The organism is Alkalihalobacillus sp. NPDC127517 (genome assembly GCF_050276055.1).
In the GTDB taxonomy this organism is placed as follows: domain Bacteria; phylum Bacillota; class Bacilli; order Bacillales; family Bacillaceae_D; genus Alkalicoccobacillus.
This window is the reverse complement of the sequence record NZ_JBNNQX010000001.1, coordinates 208,796-224,537: the sequence shown is the minus strand read 5'-3', so window position 1 is coordinate 224,537 and position 15,742 is coordinate 208,796. Positions and strand designations below refer to the sequence as shown.

The following is a 15,742-nucleotide window of genomic DNA, read 5'->3' as shown; positions in this document are numbered from 1 at the left end:
ATCGCATCTTTATCCATTTGAGTTATACCATGTTAAACTAATGAAAGAGTGAACATTCATATTATTTGTTATGTTTCTAGAAAAGAGGGATTAACCACATGAGTAAAGTAAACGGGGAACGTATTTGGAACCGACTATTATCATTAGCAGAAATTGGAGCAACGAATGATGGAGGGGTAACAAGGTATTCCTATACTGATCTTGAAGCACAAGCGAACGAACGTGTTAGGTCTTTTATGGAGGAAGCAGGTCTTGAAACAGGGTACGATGCTGTAGGAAATCTGTATGGAGTGAAGAAAGGGAGAGCGAGTGAAACGATCTTAATTGGCTCGCATGTTGATAGTGTGCCAAATGGAGGAAACTTTGATGGTCCGCTTGGTGTGTTGGCTGGAATTGAAGTCCTTGAATCTTTGAATGAACAAGGGATTGAACTATCACATACGGTGAGGGTTATGGCGTTTAAAGATGAAGAGGGTTCTCGCTTTGGCTTAGGTATGATTGGAAGCCGGGCAGTCGCAGGTATCATAACAATGGACGAGCTTGAGATGAAGGATGCAGATGGAGTCAGTATTAAAGAAGCAATGAAACAACAAGGATATCAACCTGAGTCCATTACGGATGCTGCATTAGATAACGTACGAGCGTATATTGAGTTACATATTGAACAAGGAAAAATACTCGAACAAGCAGGTGTTGCAGCGGGTGTAGTTAGTGGCATAGCGGGTCCTTGTTGGCTTCGTTTGAAATGTACAGGTGAAGCTGGACATGCAGGATCAACGCCTATGAATCAACGCCGAGATGCCTTGGTGGGAGCCAGTTTAATTGTTGCGGAGATTGAACAAATTGCTCGATCCACTCCAGATCTAGTAGCTACAGTCGGTCAAATCCAAGTGAAGCCAGGTGGAACCAATGTGATTCCGGGATATAGTGAGTGGACACTCGACCTTAGACATGTACACGAGGATGTGAGAGATCACGCAGAAATGAAAATAAGGAAAGCCGCTGATCAGATAGCGAGTGAGCGCGGGCTTACCTTAGAAATTGAAGAACTACAACGAATTTCTCCTGCACCTTGTGCAGAGGTTATCCAAGAAACGATTAAAGAAAGCTTGGTAGAGGAAGGCATAGAGCCGGTGACGTTACCGAGTGGGGCGGGGCATGACGGTATGCAATTTACGGGGAAATGGCCAATGGGCATGATCTTTGCCCGCTCTAAAGCTGGAATTAGCCATAATCCAAAGGAATGGACAAGCAAGGAAGATGTGCAAACGTCAACGTCTGTCTTGTATCAAACAGTATGTACGTTAGATAAAAAAGAAGCATTATAATGGTAAAAAGGGCGATACCGCTGTGGGTAACGCCCTTTTTTAATCCTATATTTCTTTCCCTCTTCTTCTCCAAATCCGGTAAAAGCTATAAACCACAAGCAAAAACCCACCATAGTACAACCCAACGAACAATAAGTCACCTGGATTAGTAAGCAATGCATTGCCGACAGTGGCGAAAAGAATCATCGATGGAATTTTCCCTAATGTGGAAGCCAGCGCATAGACCCGGAGTGAGACATTGCTTAAAGCGAAATAAGCATTCGCCACAATCGATGGAATGACGGGAACCAATCTGCTTATAAAGATCGTCATAAATGCGTTTCGTTCGAAGATCTCAGTGAGTTTCTCTACCGATTTATAGCGCGAGAGCATACGTCTGCCCCAGTCTTTAAATCCGAACCGGATAGCGATAAACATCAGGATGGACGCAATAGAAGAGCCTACCCATGTCACAAAGCTCCCTAGTGCTGGTCCGAATATAACCCCGAGAATACCTCCAATAATAGGGTAAGGAATGACGGGGAATAGAGCAAATAAAGTTGCGGCCATAGTCGTGAGTATTAACGAACGCTGACCATAATCCTGCAACCAGTCAAGTAAGTTCAAGCGATATACGTACACAAGTACACCAATTAAAACAAAAAAACAAAGAACTGCGATTTTACGTTTCATAATTCACCTCATACATTTACATCCTTCTAGTGTAGCAGATCTTCCGTAGACTATTTATCTGTCTATGTGACATTCCCATGACGCAAGCGTGTTATAGGCGGGTGGAGAAGAGTATGGTATCCTTTATGGGTGAAAACTGAAAAAGCAGGTGACTTAAAGTGAAGACAAATCAGCCTAAGATCGTTGTCATAGGTAGTATAAATATGGATATGGTTACGCGAGCCGACCGTTTTCCCAAGAAGGGAGAAACGATTTCCGGAGGGAGCTTTGATCAGCTTCCGGGAGGAAAGGGAGCCAATCAGGCAGTGGCTTGTGCAAGACTTGGAGCATCCGTCAGCATGATTGGAGCAGTTGGGGATGATCCGACAGGAAGCGTGCTTCTCCAGCAGCTTCAAGACGAACAAATTAATACAGATTGGGTTCATGTGATGAACAATGAAACAACTGGAATCGCTCAAATTACAGTAGCTGAAGAGGATAATCAAATTATTATTGTTCCAGGGGCGAATTTTGCGATAACAAAAGCGCAAATAGATGCAGCCAAAAGTGTGATTGAAGCTGCGGATCTGGTTCTTATTCAGCTTGAGATTCCAATGGATATCGTTGAATATGCAGCAGAGGTTGCTTCAGGTCTTGGTGTGAACGTAATTCTAAACCCCGCACCAGCACAGGCGCTAAATGATACGTTACTTTCACATGTTGACTATTTGACACCAAATGAAACAGAGCTTATGCACCTAACAAATCAAACAAGTCTCAAAGAAGGAATGGAGACACTCTTAAAGGAAGGCTTGCAAGGTGTGATTGTGACTCTAGGCGGTGAGGGTGTTCAATATATGGTACAAGGGAACTCAGATTCTAAAGTGGTTAAAGGTCGTTTGGTGGAGGTTGTTGATACAACGGGTGCAGGAGATACGTTTAATGGGGCATTAGCGTATAAACTAGCAGGCGGGGCAAACATAACCGATGCAATTGTGTTCGCTAATGCAGCCGCGGGATTATCCGTCATGCGATTTGGTGCGCAAACGGGTATGCCTACACTTGATGAGGTTCGTGGAGTTCTATAGCGCATATGATAGGTAAAAGAGACCGAAATCGACTTGATTTCGGTCTCTTTTCTGTTCATTTTCTAAGACTTTTCGGCTAGGAAAGCAAGATTGTCTGCTCATTTTCCCAACTACAAAGTCATAGGTCGCTCGTCCATTTGACTTAAATCCACGTTATAATCAATGTATAAAGATTCATCGACAAATGATAACTTGGAGGTGCTTGAATGTATCAGATAACCCAACCTGAGACTCCTTTTGCGGAATTCTTGTCTCAACATGAGATTACTCAACAAAGAATGGCCAATATGTGTGGAGTGAGTCGCGAGACGGTGCGTAGACTTTGCAAGGAAGACAGGGAGCCAAGTGTAAGAAGTGCAAGAAGAATCATCATTACGCTTCAAGACATGAATTATAAAGTAGACTTTGATACCTTCTGGGACTTATAGGCATTCTTTAAGGTATGCAGAAACAGATTCCTTGAAGTGATCAAGCTGCTCTTGCCATTTAGGATTTGAATCATTATAGAGCGATTCAACAATACTCTGAATTAAAAAAGTACGAGGTTCGGTTTTTTGGACAAGCTCATCACTGAGAAAGTCCAATCGTTCCTTGTGCTTTTTTTGTGCGTCTTCATTCGACCATTTCATAATGGATTGCTTTAATTGGAATAAGTCGTTTTCTACGGTTTCCTTTAAAGTATCCATCTTCTTTGTTGCTTCGGGTGCCCAATGATCAAGTAATACAGGATCCAACAGCTGTTCTTTGCTTTTGGTTACCTGAGTGACTAGCTCCACTAAGCGGTTCATGCAATAATAAACGACCGATTCTCTATCTCGCCCCGTTTGCCCCTGTGAATGATTGTGATATCTAAAATGCATATACAGCATACCTGTAACCATAACCGCACAATCGAGTAAGTATGGAGCGGATTCCTCCTCAAATATATCCTTTAGCCGGTGATGCATCCATTTTAACTCATATAACTGATGCTGACGGATGTATTGCTTTAGCTCTACATCATCAGAAAAGAAAATCTCCTGAAATAATGCAAACATCTTATATTCTTCTAACAGCTTAATTTGAAGAATGACTTGCTCTTTCAGGGTTTCAAGATCTTTGGGATCACGATAGAGCAACACTTCATTTCTTGCTTCTTCAATCTTATGGTTAAGCCATTGAAACACAGCTAGAATAATATCACTTTTAGATGAGAAATATTTATATAGAGTTCCTTTTGAAATTGAGCTTCGATCCAGAATGTGTTGAATGGAGGCTGCACGAAATCCTTTCTCAGCAAATACTTGATGAGCGCTTTCAATGACGTCTTGTCTGCGGTTGTTCATTTGATCACCTCTTCCATTATTAAGAGTCCAATATATAGTTAAAAAAATCAAGAATCTATTGTTGCTTTTTAGAAAAGACAGGAGTAATATATGTTCAGTATAACACTGGTATAAAAAAATGAACAGTCGTTATGGAGGGGTATAAATGACAACAACATTAGAAGAAACTAAGCGTCCTCCTTATGGCATTATTGCGATATTGCTATTAGGAGCATTTATTTCGCTTTTAAATGAAACATTACTAAATGTAGCATTACCATCAATCATGAGGGATTTTGATGTAACAGCTTCAACCGTTCAATGGTTAGCTACAGGATATATGCTTGTAAACGGGATTTTGATTCCTATTACAGCCTTTTTGATTCAAAAATTCTCGGTGCGTAGTTTGTTCCTTACAGCGATTAGCTTGTTTACACTTGGGAGTTTAATGGCTGTTCTTTCATGGAATTTCCCGGTGCTATTATCTGCTCGCGTCGTTCAAGCTTCGGGTTCGGCCATTATGATGCCTTTACTAATGAACGTACTATTAAATGGGTTTCCAATTGAAAAGCGAGGAGCAGCCATGGGGATCTTTGGTCTTGTCATGATTTTTGCTCCAGCGATTGGTCCTACATTATCTGGATTCTTAATCGAACACTATTCATGGAAAATGCTTTTCTATGTAACGTTTCCGATTGCACTGATTATTTTAGTTGTAGCAATCTTCCTATTACATGATAAGAAGGAATCAATGCCTATTAAGCTGGATGCATTATCTGTGGTTCTTTCAAGTATCGGATTTGGTGGAATACTGTACGGATTTGGATCGGCTGGAGACAAAGGATGGAGTGCAACAGAGGTGTATCTAACACTGATTGTTGGTGGGATTGCTTTAATCGTATTCATTCTTCGTCAATTGAAGCTTGATGTACCTATGCTTGAGTTCCGAATTTATCGTTACCCAATGTTTGCATTATCGTCCATCATTTCAATTACCTTAACAATGGCGATGTTTGGAGCCATGCTGCTATTACCTTTGTATGTGCAAACCATCCGTGGGATATCTCCACTAGATTCAGGCCTGCTTTTATTACCAGGTGCTTTACTTATGGGGATTATGTCACCTATTACTGGTAAGTTGTTTGATAAGTATGGAGCCAGAGTACTTGCAGTAACAGGTCTTACAATCACAATCTTAACATCTTATATGTTTAGCCGTTTAACGATGGATACAACATATACAACGTTGATGCTTCTTTATACAGCTAGAATGTTCGGGATGTCGATGGTGATGATGCCGGTTATGACAAATGGACTTAACCAGCTACCTGCTAGATACAATCCACATGGCACGGCGATGAACAATACATTGCAACAAGTGTCTGGAGCGATTGGTTCAGCATTACTAGTAACGATTATGTCGACGCGTACGACTACTCATATCGGAGAACTCGCAGGTTCCGGTTTAGCGGGTCAAGATTTGGTTAATCAAGCAACGGTTGAAGGGATTAATGATGCCTTTCTATTAACTGTGTTTGTTGCGCTTATTGCCCTTGTGCTTTCATTCTTTATGAAACGCAGCAAGCCTGGAGAAGATTTCCGTGATCAGAAAGTCGCTCCAAATAAAAAAGAAGAAGATCAATCAGACATGGAACCAGCTTCACAGGTTTAATGTAAAATAACACCTCATTTTATGGAGAAATCCAATAAGATGAGGTGTTTTTTGATTTATTTGCTATCTGATTGCTTTGCTTGATACGTGTTCCACCATTCGGATAGCTCGGGATAATCCTGCCATTCAAAACGGGTGGCCTCATTCGTTCGATCTCGGTCGATCTTCATAAGGTGTGTATTCGCTGAGGTTGTTGCCGCATACCAATCACTCTGAGGCAGAGCTGTAATGGTATGTACCTTTTCTCCCAACTTATCAATCGTATCACTGATCCAGTGCGAATCTGAATCCGCTGTGTACCAGTCTACGTTCTGAAATCGTTTTGTACCGATTGTATGATGTAATGGGGGTGCGGTTGAATTAGGAAAGTGAAAGCCCTCTGCTGAGTCTTCAAGTTTTAGTTTTGCTTGCTGCTTGCTAATTAACTCGGCATGAAAATGTGAGAGATCAATAGTTGAGTTTTTCGCCAGAAGTTGATTTGTTAAGGTCTGCTGTTCAACCATTTCACTTAACCCAAATAATATAAATCCAATAATAACAAAGATGAATGCAATGGAAAGGAGTGTGAATAAAAATGAACCGAAGAATTCAAACATGCTTCCAATAAGAGACGAATGGTACATAAAGAGTAGAATATTCACTCCACCTATACATAATGACATGACACCTAAGATAAAGAGAAGACGAGCGATTAGGTTAATTTTCTTCATTCTGAAGCTCCTTTTTATGATTTATCATATTTTATCATATAAAGTAAATTTTTGGTGTGAATTAATTGTGATTTCGTTTGAATCTATGTCCTTTCGTTCTTGATGAAGAACGAATTGTTCGTTATAATATTTTATACATACTTTTATAATTGATCGTAAACGCTACGAGGAAATGTAGATAAGGGGGATAAAGAGTTTTATGATAGATTACTTAGTGAATATTTTGCCGGATCTTAACGAGCATTCACCTAGTCAAACAGAGGCGATTAAGCTCCTTCAGAAGTCTGAAGAAAGTGGAGTGAAAACCTTAATTGCTGCACCTACATTTCGTTTGCATCAAGACACCATCACGCCCTCAGAGATAAGAGAGCGAACCATTCAATTAAATCATGTAGCAAAAGAACAGAAATTAGCCATTCGTGTGGTCTCTGGTCAAAGCATACAGCTTGATGATGATCTCTCAATTGCCTACGAGGAAGGTAGCATTCTTACGTTAAATGATACTCAGTATATGCTTATAACATTAGGGGGAGAAAGACTTCACCCTCGCATCTCGGACATTTTATATAATTTGCAATTAAAAGGGGTTAAACCCATCCTGGCACACCCGGAACGTCATAAGGAGATTATTGAACAACCTGATTTACTCTATAAGTTAGTTAAAGGTGGAGCGCTTGCACAGATGAATGCATCTAGCTTCACTGGAAGAGTGAGTGGGTATACACGAAAGTTCTCAGAACAATTAATTGCCAATCGCCTAGTTCACTTTCTGATGTCGTCCTCATTACAATCAAAAACAAGGAGTAGTGACTTTACAAAAGCATTTGATACCTTGTATAGACAAGGAGATGGCTCTAATATGACGTACTTTGAACAGAACGCCGAACGACTTATTAATGACTACAGCATCTATGCAGAAGAGCCCTTACGAGTAAAAAAGAAAAAGTATATGGGTTTGTTTTAAAGCATGACTAGGACTCAGCTGAGGCTGGGTTTTTATTATGGAGAAAAGGACGCACCAATAAAAAATAGTAGGTAGGTGTTTCCAACACCTAACCTACTTACATGTGTTCTTAATAGTTTTCGATAAAGTCTCTTAACGTATTGGAAAGCTCTAAATCGCTAAATAGATAATCAAAACCTAATATGGTGAAAATGGCCATGCCCGCACACCATAAAGTTAGAGATATACACATCCATAGAGCTGTTCTGGCCTTGCTTCCGCTCAAAGACATTGCAATAAGTGCGGTAAGGTGACTTCCAACTGTTGGACCAATTAAACATAGACCAGGAAGTCCATATTTAGAAAATACACGTTGTGCTCGTTCGCTTTTCTTTGTTTTCTCTGGTTTGCCTTTTTTGATTCGTCTTCGTTCTCTCCAGGCTTGGATGGATTCAACAAAAACAATAACAAGCAATACCGTGGCCACATTACCTAGTAGTGCAAGTAACGCCGTCAAGTATATATTGAGCCCTGCGACACCACCGACTGGAATGATGGCAATCGCTTCGAAAAAAGGTGTGGCAGCTAATAAGAAAACAACTATGTACGCAATAAGGTAACCCATTTAATTTTAAACCCTCCAACTAACGAATGATGATTTAATTGTATGTGAAGCATCCTACCCTCCTTTTTCGATTCTCATTTAACTGTAAAGGATTTATAGGAGTTTGCATAGAAAATTTGTAAAATTTGTACGGTTTTCTTTTTCCTGTATGGTATATGAATACGAATGGATGTATATGTCATTCAATTTCCGTCTTTTGCGTATAAAAAGTCGTAAAAACTCTTGTTTTGACTTTAAATTAAGAATAAATCCGAACATTATCTTGCCGAACGATCGGATCTTATGTATAATATGACTTGTAAGTGATTTTCATTATCCTCATAGTAGGTGATGGTGTGATATTGCAATCGAATGAAACAAAGAAGTTACTAGCGCATCTTTATAATGAGGTATCAAAGGAAATGTTCGGCGTGGGGACCACCTTACTCAAGGTAACCATGGAGAACGACCTTATTACCTTTCAAGCAAAGCATCGGCGCTCACCGCGTTCAACTGCACTTGAAGGAGAGGTACCGAGTTTAAAACAAGAAGTGGATTTTCAATTATCCCTTCTATATAAAAAGAAGCTCTTACAAAAATTAAATGAACAGACTGATTTATCGATTGATGTTGTACTGCGTGATTTTGATGCAAGAACACAGTGGGCATTTACGAATATCATTCTAAAATAAGGATTTCTTGTTCGGATCTATCTGAAGAAGAAACCGCCATATGTTAGACAAGCGTAACCGAATCTTTGTACACAAGGAAAAGGGACTCTTGTAGAATGCACAATTATTCTGCGAGAGTGTCTTTTTCTTTTTTTTATGGGAACTTTTAGCTTAAGCTGGGAACCCTATTCTTAATAAACTAAAATAGATCATTCGGAGGGTACAAAAATGAAAAAATTGCTTGGTGCATCAACAATTGTTGCTTTATCTACTATTGCTCTTACTGCTTGTGGAAGTTCAGATGATTCACAAGGATCAACCGGCTCCCCAACCAAATTAGTTGTTTCAACATGGGGATTTTCTGAAGACTTCTTTAGAGAAGAAGTTTACGCACCCTTTGAAAAAGAACATAACGTAGAAATTGTCTTAGATATAGGAAATAACGCAGAGCGTTTAAATAAAATCCGTCAAGGAACAGCTGATATTGATGTTGTTTATCTGTCTGACTTTTATGCTCAGCAAGCCATTAACGACGGATTGTTTGAAACGATTGACCGTAGTAACATTCCAAATTTAGAAGAAATTTATGATATTGCAAAAGCGCCACTTGGTGAAGAGTACGGTCCAGCTTATACAATTGGCCAATTCGGGATTGCGTATAACAGCGATGAAGTAGATGGAGAGATCACATCTTGGGCAGATCTTTGGGATGCAAATCTTGCGAACAACCTGACAATCCCAGGTATCACAACCACAACTGGACCAATGTTTTTAGATGCTGCTTCGAAAGTAGCTGGAGAAGAATCATTTAATGAAGATGCCGCATTTGCGAAGCTTGAAGAGCTAACGCCAAACATTGTAAAAGAATACGATAAAACGTCTGATTTCGTGAATATGTTCTCTCAAGGTGAAATTGCAGCAGGACCATTTATGGAAATGTACTTTAATGATCTTAAAGAAGCGATTCCAGCTGCTGAGTTTGTTGCACCTAGTGAAGGTGGTTATGCTGTAATGAATACAGTGAACATCGTAAAGGATAGTAAAAACAAAGAATTAGCTGAAGAATTCATTAACTTCCAACTTAGCCGTGATATCCAAGAAACAACGGCTAAAGCAAAAATTGATTCTCCTGTTAATACAACGGTTGAGTTAACGGACGAAGAAGCAGAAGGCATTACGTATGGACAAGACGTCATTGATGGATTAAATCAACTAGACATGGCTGAAGTAAATGAAAACTCCGCAGGCTGGATTGAACGCTGGAATCAAGAGATTGCGAAGTAATTAAAAAAGACATAGGGCGCCGGATATGATTTGTCGGGCGCCCTCTTGTTTGTAGAGGTGAGAATAATGACTCGGAATGTACTGATTGATGTGGATACAGGTGTAGATGATGCGCTTGGTTTATTACTGGCCGTTCATTCAGATGAGGTTAACGTTTCTGCAATCACTACGGTTAACGGGAATGTAGCACTTGAGACGGCAACATTAAACACTTGCAAAATTGTTGAGATGACAGGTTCGATGCATATTCCAGTCGTTCCTGGTGCAAATCAACCTTTAAAGAGAGAGACCCATTTTGAACACCGGATTCATGGAGCAGACGGAATTGGTGGGGCACTTTCAGGCATGATTCCTACAAAAAAGCCTGAGCTTGCCTATGCCCCGAATTATATGATTGAGCTTGCAAAGTCATCAGAAAAACCTCTGACCTTTATCATGACGGGCCCGCTAACCAATTTGGCAGAAGCTCTTCAAATATGTCCAGAGCTTCCAACCTATATAAATGAAGTTGTTTTTATGGGTGGGGTTGTGAGTGACATGGGAAACATTACGCCAGTTGCTGAGTACAACATGTTTGTTGATCCTGAAGCCGCTAAAATTGTACTGGACGCTGGCTTTAAAAAGCTCACTCAAGTGGGGCTTGATGTGACTCGAAAAGCACTGTTAACAGAAGCTCACTTAAAGCAGCTTGATGGAACAAAGTACGGAGAGTATATCAGACAAAGTACATCCGATTATATGAAACGCTACATTGAACGCAACGGGGTAAAAGCGTGTGCGATGCACGATCCACTTGCTGTAGCTGTAGCGATTCAACCAAATCTAGTGAAAAAGAAAAACCTGTATGTAGATGTAGAAACAGCAAGTCAAATCTGTGATGGCCAGACGGTATGTGACTTTCAAAACCGACTTGGACAACCAGCCAATGTTGAAGTCAGTCTTGAAGTTGACGCAGATGCTTTTCTGGATCTGTTTGTTCAAACAATCCGCATACCGATGGAGGAGGGAACAGCGTGAAGAAAAAATATATTTACTTATTATTGCTACCAGGTGTGTTGTTCTTAACTCTGTTTATGATCGTTCCATTAGCACTAACGTTTGCAGGAACGTTTTCTGATGCTGGAAGCTTTTCCTTTCAAGGGTATCTGAACTTCTTTCAAAATGCATACTTTATGGAGATTCTTTGGACAACGATTCGCGTCAGTCTATTAACGACCCTTTTCTGTATTGTTCTTGGGTTCCCGGCAGCTTATTATATCTCAGGACTACGCGCACGTACGAAAGCACTTATGCTATTGCTTGCTGTCTTTCCATTACTAGTTAGTCCGGTTGTTCGCTCGTTCAGCTGGATGATCATTCTCGGGAGAAATGGATTGCTGAATCAATTTCTGCTCGGAGTTGGCATTCGTTCAGAGCCGCTCGAGATTATGTATACACCAATCGCTGTGAATATTGGATTGGTGCATCTGTTTCTTCCATTAATGATTGTGACACTTGTTGGGATCTTAGAGAATGTTGATCGTAATTTACTTGAGGCTGCAGAAAGCTTAGGGGCTTCAAAGGTAACGATCTTCCGGAAGATTCTTCTGCCACTTTGTGTGCCGGGATTGATGATTGGCTGCACACTTGTATTTGTAGGGAGCTTTACGGCATATACAACGCCTGCCTTACTTGGTGGGAACCAACGTGTCATTTCAACGTTCCTTTATCAAAATGCTGTGACCTTAAATGACTGGCATGTTGCATCGATTGTAAGTGTCATTATGATTGCTGTTACAGTGCTGTTTATCTTAATTATTAACAAAATTGCACTGAAATTAAATCCGAGGGGGTAGAGGTTGATGAAAAAAAACTGGGTTTTAGCCCTTGTCACATGGTTGGTTTTTGCCTTTTTAATTGGACCGCTGGTGATCATCTCTATCACTTCCTTTGAACCAGGCAGTGTTTTGAAGTTTCCACCAGAGGGCTTCTCACTTAATTGGTATGAAAACATCTTCAAAGTCTCGATGTTTTTAGAAACCTTTAAAATATCTATTCTTGTTTCACTCGCTGGAAACTTGATGGCATTGCTTATAGGGATACCGGCGGCTTACGCATTAAGTCGATATGATTTTAAAGGGAAACAGCTGTTAAATGCGATTTTTATCTCGCCTGTCTTAATACCAGGAATTGTTCTTGGTTTCACCTTTTTACGTTACATTATCGTTTCTTATGGACTTCCAGTTTATGCTGGACTATTCATCGGACACACGATTATTATGTTGCCATTTATAATCCGCGTTATTTCCTCCAGTTTGTCAAACTTCGACTTCTCGATTGAAGAAGCGGCGTTAAGTTTGGGTGCTGGTCATGTGGAAACGTTCTTTAAGATCGTTCTCCCAAATATTCGTTCTGGGATTATTGCAGCAGTGTTGATCGCATTTCTTGAATCGTTTAACAACGTAGACATCTCAGTCTTTATGACTGGACCTGGCTTTAGTACATTGCCAATCCAAATGCTGACGTACGTTGAAAATTACTTTGATCCAACGATTGCCGCTGTATCCGTTCTATTGATGATTTTAACGGCTGGCTTAATGTTCTTCATTGAACGATTAATGGGTGTCGCATACTTTACAAAACGATAATGGAGGAATCATCGAATGGCTTTACTTACATTAGATCAAATTTCAGTTGCCTATCAAAAACAAGACATTTTGAAGGACTTTCATTTAGACATTGAAGAAGGAAAACTTATTTCATTACTTGGACCGAGTGGATGTGGGAAAACCACAACTCTTCGTTTGATTGCGGGATTTTTAGAGGCAAAAGAAGGTCGATTTACATTTAAGAACAAAGACTTTACTCGTGTACCTGTGAGTAAACGAAACTTTGGTTTCGTTTTTCAAAACTATGCGTTGTTTCCGCATATGACGGTGTTTGATAATGTAGCATTTGGATTAAGACTTCGTAAAAAAACAAGTGCAGAAACTAAAAAGCTTGTCCAGGAAATGCTTGAGATCGTGAATCTTTCAGGCTTTGAGCAACGTTTTCCACAAGAGCTATCTGGTGGACAAAAACAGCGTGTTGCCATAGCAAGAGCCTTAGTCATTAAGCCAGACCTTCTGTTGTTTGATGAGCCGTTAAGTAACCTTGATGCAAACTTGCGTGAAAGCATGCGAGTAGAAATTCGCCGTATTCAGCAAGAGCTAGGTATTACAACTGTTTATGTGTCACATGACCAGGAAGAGTGCTTCTCCATTTCTGACCAAGTAGCGATTATGAACAAAGGTGTCATTGAACAGCTTGATCAACCGTCTACCATTTATTCGTATCCGAAAACAAAGTTCATCGCTGATTTTATTGGGTTTAAGAACTTTATTTCATTTTCAGATAAGAAGGAAGCTGAGGGTGGGTTTGTCATGAATGCTCAAGGGTTTGAATTTCATGTGGCAGAGGCGAAGCAGGCAGCCAGTCCGCAAAGTATGATAGGAGCGATTCGCCCAGATTATCTTAGCATTCTTCCTTTTAAAGGGGAGTCGCCTACGCCAAACCAAGTGAATGGGCGTATCAAAGTGAGTACGTTCCTTGGACGTAGTCACCAGTATGTTGTCCAAACAGATCTTGGCGACTTCACGATTAATCAAGAAAGCGCACAGGCCTATACTTCTGGTGAACAGGTAACGGTTCATTTTCCAAAAGAGAAGCTTGTCTTAGTTGATTAATGGAGGGGAGGAATAACATCATGCAGATTGATACACTCATTGAACACGTAAAGGTTTTTAACAGCTATGAAAAGAGCTTTAAAACAGCCAATGTGGCAATTAAAGATGGTAGATTTATGTACATTGGTGAGAAGGATACGAGTTATTTTCATGCAGAGCAGCGCGTATTTGGACACGACTATTATATGGTGCCTGGTTTGATTGATATTCACCTGCACATCGAAAGCACCATGGTCACACCAGCTACATTTTCGCATGCGTTAATTCAAAATGGCGTCACAACGATTGTTCCTGAGCCACATGAAATGGCCAACGTCTTTGGCGTAGACGGTGTTACAGAGATGATTAAAGCGAGTGAACAATGTGAAGTAGATATGTTTTACTCTATTCCGAGCTCTGTACCTGCGACTTCAATGGAAACAACCGGCGGATCGATTGAAATTGAAGATATTGATCATTTAATGACATTAGATCAGATCATTTGCCTAGGGGAAATCATGAACTATGTAGATGTAATTTCCGAGGGAGACAATAAAACCAAACAGCTTCTCAACCATATGAGAACTCATTACCCGGAGACCATTATAGAAGGGCATGTACCGAAACTTCTTGATACAGACTTGCACAGGATGATTTTTGCAGGTGTTGATTCTGATCATACACATCAAACCATAGAAGGTATGAAAGCTCGCATTGAAGCAGGTATGTTTATTGAAATTCAAGAGAAGTCTATGACACCTGAGGTGATTGAATACTTATGCGAGCATGATGTAAGTGAGCATTTTTGTTTTATCACAGACGACGTGATGGCTGATGCTCTTGAAGAGACAGGCCACCTAAATCATATTGTTAAAAAAGCGATGAGTATGGGTATGAAAGCAGAAGATGTGATTTATGCCAGTACGTACACACCTGCCAAACGAATGAAATTGCAAGACCGTGGAGTAATCGCACCAGGGAAAATAGCTGACTTTTGTTTGCTTTCCAACTTAGAGGAATTTGAACTTGCCGCGGTTTACAAATCTGGCGTCTTAACCAATCAAAACGCAGATGAAAAAGTCGGTGAAAAGCAGTTTCCCGAAGCCTTCTACAAAAGTGTTCAGCTTGAAACATTAACATCAGAGGACTTCAATGTACATGTAAACAAAGCGGATGGATCCTACACGGCCCGAATCATGAAGGTGCAAGATGGGTCAACATTTACAGCTGAGGTACATGAGGCGATTGATGTTCAAAATGGTCTTCTCCAATGGCAGGATACCGAGCATCTATTAATTGCTACATTTGAACGGTATGGAAAAGGTGCAACCAGAGCACACGGCTTAATCACAGGTGATATCATCAAGCACGGTGCGGTTGCCACGACCTACTCTCATGACAATCACAATTTACTTGTCGTTGGGGAAAACATTGAAGATATGAAACAGGCAGCAAATGAAGTGATCGCGATGCAAGGTGGAATTTGTGTTGTGTGGGAAGGGAAAGTTCAGGCGAGAGTCCCTCTTCCTGTTGGAGGAATTCTCACTGAAGAGCCTCTTGAGCAACTAGCTGCACAAGTTAGAGAGCTATGTGTCGCTTTACGAGAGCTTGGATACAAACACTATAATCCGATCATGTCCATGAGCACCCTTTCCTTACCGGTGAGCCCGGCATTAAAGATTACGGATCACGGATTAATTGATGTGAATGCTGGAAAAGTAGTCCCGTTAATTGTTGAAAAAGCATAAACCACTATGAACAAGTCTTGAACGAAAAGACTTGTTCTTTTTTTAGTGTGAGATCT

At 40.4% G+C, this 15,742-nt stretch carries 16 protein-coding genes; 12 read left to right on the top strand and 4 right to left on the bottom strand.

Translation table 11 applies throughout. The features are described 5' to 3' along the window. Positions 1-98: 98 nt before the first annotated feature. The gene (locus ACQKKO_RS01030) at positions 99-1,328 is read left to right on the top strand and encodes a Zn-dependent hydrolase (protein WP_498643439.1); all 1,230 of its coding nucleotides are present in this window, start codon (positions 99-101) and stop codon (positions 1,326-1,328) included. A 45-nt stretch (positions 1,329-1,373) separates the two neighbouring features. Here ACQKKO_RS01030 and ACQKKO_RS01025 read toward each other — a convergent pair whose 3' ends face one another. Continuing rightward, the gene (locus ACQKKO_RS01025) at positions 1,374-2,000 is read right to left on the bottom strand and encodes a TVP38/TMEM64 family protein (protein WP_498643437.1); all 627 of its coding nucleotides are present in this window, start codon (positions 1,998-2,000) and stop codon (positions 1,374-1,376) included. A 158-nt stretch (positions 2,001-2,158) separates the two neighbouring features. Between ACQKKO_RS01025 and rbsK the strand changes: the two genes are divergently transcribed. Continuing rightward, entirely contained in the window at positions 2,159-3,067 is a 909-nt protein-coding gene (gene rbsK / locus ACQKKO_RS01020) for a ribokinase (RefSeq protein ID WP_498643435.1), read from the top strand. Between the two features lie 206 nt (positions 3,068-3,273). Next, positions 3,274-3,495 (top strand): helix-turn-helix transcriptional regulator, encoded by a 222-nt coding sequence (locus ACQKKO_RS01015; RefSeq protein ID WP_498643433.1) that lies wholly within the window; start codon positions 3,274-3,276, stop codon positions 3,493-3,495. On the opposite strand, the gene ACQKKO_RS01010 is transcribed toward ACQKKO_RS01015, so the two are convergent. After that, a complete protein-coding gene (locus tag ACQKKO_RS01010; protein ID WP_498643431.1) occupies positions 3,490-4,392 on the bottom strand; it encodes a TetR/AcrR family transcriptional regulator in 903 nt (300 codons plus the stop codon). The two genes, ACQKKO_RS01015 and ACQKKO_RS01010, sit on opposite strands and share 6 nt — an antisense overlap. 145 nt (positions 4,393-4,537) lie before the next feature. Here ACQKKO_RS01010 and ACQKKO_RS01005 point away from each other — a divergent pair, with 145 nt between their 5' ends. Beyond that, entirely contained in the window at positions 4,538-6,043 is a 1,506-nt protein-coding gene (locus ACQKKO_RS01005) for a DHA2 family efflux MFS transporter permease subunit (RefSeq protein ID WP_498643429.1), read from the top strand. Positions 6,044-6,099: 56 nt separating this feature from the next. Here ACQKKO_RS01005 and ACQKKO_RS01000 read toward each other — a convergent pair whose 3' ends face one another. Continuing rightward, positions 6,100-6,753, bottom strand: coding sequence for a hypothetical protein (locus ACQKKO_RS01000; protein WP_498643427.1), 654 nt, complete (start codon positions 6,751-6,753; stop codon positions 6,100-6,102). A gap of 199 nt (positions 6,754-6,952) precedes the next feature. Here ACQKKO_RS01000 and ACQKKO_RS00995 point away from each other — a divergent pair, with 199 nt between their 5' ends. Next, complete coding sequence (locus ACQKKO_RS00995; protein ID WP_498643425.1) at positions 6,953-7,717, top strand: tyrosine-protein phosphatase; 765 nt, start codon at positions 6,953-6,955, stop codon at positions 7,715-7,717. 109 nt (positions 7,718-7,826) lie between these two features. Here the strand turns inward: ACQKKO_RS00995 and ACQKKO_RS00990 are convergent, their stop codons facing one another. Then, positions 7,827-8,321: a small multi-drug export protein gene (locus ACQKKO_RS00990; protein ID WP_498643423.1), complete on the bottom strand. Its 495-nt coding sequence runs from the start codon at positions 8,319-8,321 to the stop codon at positions 7,827-7,829. Between the two features lie 335 nt (positions 8,322-8,656). Here ACQKKO_RS00990 and ACQKKO_RS00985 point away from each other — a divergent pair, with 335 nt between their 5' ends. The 7 genes from ACQKKO_RS00985 (at position 8,657) to ACQKKO_RS00955 (ending at position 15,686) form a co-directional block, all read left to right on the top strand. Beyond that, the gene (locus ACQKKO_RS00985; RefSeq protein ID WP_498643421.1) at positions 8,657-8,992 is read left to right on the top strand and encodes a DUF2294 domain-containing protein; all 336 of its coding nucleotides are present in this window, start codon (positions 8,657-8,659) and stop codon (positions 8,990-8,992) included. Between the two features lie 207 nt (positions 8,993-9,199). Continuing rightward, entirely contained in the window at positions 9,200-10,255 is a 1,056-nt protein-coding gene (locus ACQKKO_RS00980; RefSeq protein WP_498643419.1) for an ABC transporter substrate-binding protein, read from the top strand. 66 nt (positions 10,256-10,321) lie between these two features. Next, entirely contained in the window at positions 10,322-11,272 is a 951-nt protein-coding gene (locus tag ACQKKO_RS00975) for a nucleoside hydrolase (protein WP_498643417.1), read from the top strand. Beyond that, a complete protein-coding gene (locus ACQKKO_RS00970; RefSeq protein ID WP_498643415.1) occupies positions 11,269-12,090 on the top strand; it encodes an ABC transporter permease in 822 nt (273 codons plus the stop codon). Before ACQKKO_RS00975 ends, ACQKKO_RS00970 begins: the two co-directional genes overlap by 4 nt. Before the next feature lie 6 nt (positions 12,091-12,096). Next, the gene (locus tag ACQKKO_RS00965) at positions 12,097-12,882 is read left to right on the top strand and encodes an ABC transporter permease (RefSeq protein ID WP_479823032.1); all 786 of its coding nucleotides are present in this window, start codon (positions 12,097-12,099) and stop codon (positions 12,880-12,882) included. A gap of 15 nt (positions 12,883-12,897) precedes the next feature. Beyond that, complete coding sequence (locus tag ACQKKO_RS00960; protein ID WP_498643412.1) at positions 12,898-13,959, top strand: ABC transporter ATP-binding protein; 1,062 nt, start codon at positions 12,898-12,900, stop codon at positions 13,957-13,959. A gap of 20 nt (positions 13,960-13,979) precedes the next feature. Beyond that, positions 13,980-15,686, top strand: a complete 1,707-nt coding sequence (locus tag ACQKKO_RS00955; RefSeq protein WP_498643410.1) for an adenine deaminase C-terminal domain-containing protein — start codon at positions 13,980-13,982, stop codon at positions 15,684-15,686. Positions 15,687-15,742 lie beyond the last annotated feature (56 nt).

Bases quoted from the DNA above. Each gene is read 5' to 3' on its own strand.
- ACQKKO_RS01030 (WP_498643439.1), top strand. From the start codon at position 99: ATGAGTAAAGTAAACGGGGAACGTATTTGGAACCGACTATTATCATTA.
- ACQKKO_RS01025 (WP_498643437.1), bottom strand. From the start codon at position 2,000: ATGAAACGTAAAATCGCAGTTCTTTGTTTTTTTGTTTTAATTGGTGTA.
- ACQKKO_RS01015 (WP_498643433.1), top strand. From the start codon at position 3,274: ATGTATCAGATAACCCAACCTGAGACTCCTTTTGCGGAATTCTTGTCT.
- ACQKKO_RS01010 (WP_498643431.1), bottom strand. From the start codon at position 4,392: ATGAACAACCGCAGACAAGACGTCATTGAAAGCGCTCATCAAGTATTT.
- ACQKKO_RS01005 (WP_498643429.1), top strand. From the start codon at position 4,538: ATGACAACAACATTAGAAGAAACTAAGCGTCCTCCTTATGGCATTATT.
- ACQKKO_RS01000 (WP_498643427.1), bottom strand. From the start codon at position 6,753: ATGAAGAAAATTAACCTAATCGCTCGTCTTCTCTTTATCTTAGGTGTC.
- ACQKKO_RS00995 (WP_498643425.1), top strand. From the start codon at position 6,953: ATGATAGATTACTTAGTGAATATTTTGCCGGATCTTAACGAGCATTCA.
- ACQKKO_RS00990 (WP_498643423.1), bottom strand. From the start codon at position 8,321: ATGGGTTACCTTATTGCGTACATAGTTGTTTTCTTATTAGCTGCCACA.
- ACQKKO_RS00980 (WP_498643419.1), top strand. From the start codon at position 9,200: ATGAAAAAATTGCTTGGTGCATCAACAATTGTTGCTTTATCTACTATT.
- ACQKKO_RS00975 (WP_498643417.1), top strand. From the start codon at position 10,322: ATGACTCGGAATGTACTGATTGATGTGGATACAGGTGTAGATGATGCG.
- ACQKKO_RS00965 (WP_479823032.1), top strand. From the start codon at position 12,097: ATGAAAAAAAACTGGGTTTTAGCCCTTGTCACATGGTTGGTTTTTGCC.
- ACQKKO_RS00960 (WP_498643412.1), top strand. From the start codon at position 12,898: ATGGCTTTACTTACATTAGATCAAATTTCAGTTGCCTATCAAAAACAA.
- ACQKKO_RS00955 (WP_498643410.1), top strand. From the start codon at position 13,980: ATGCAGATTGATACACTCATTGAACACGTAAAGGTTTTTAACAGCTAT.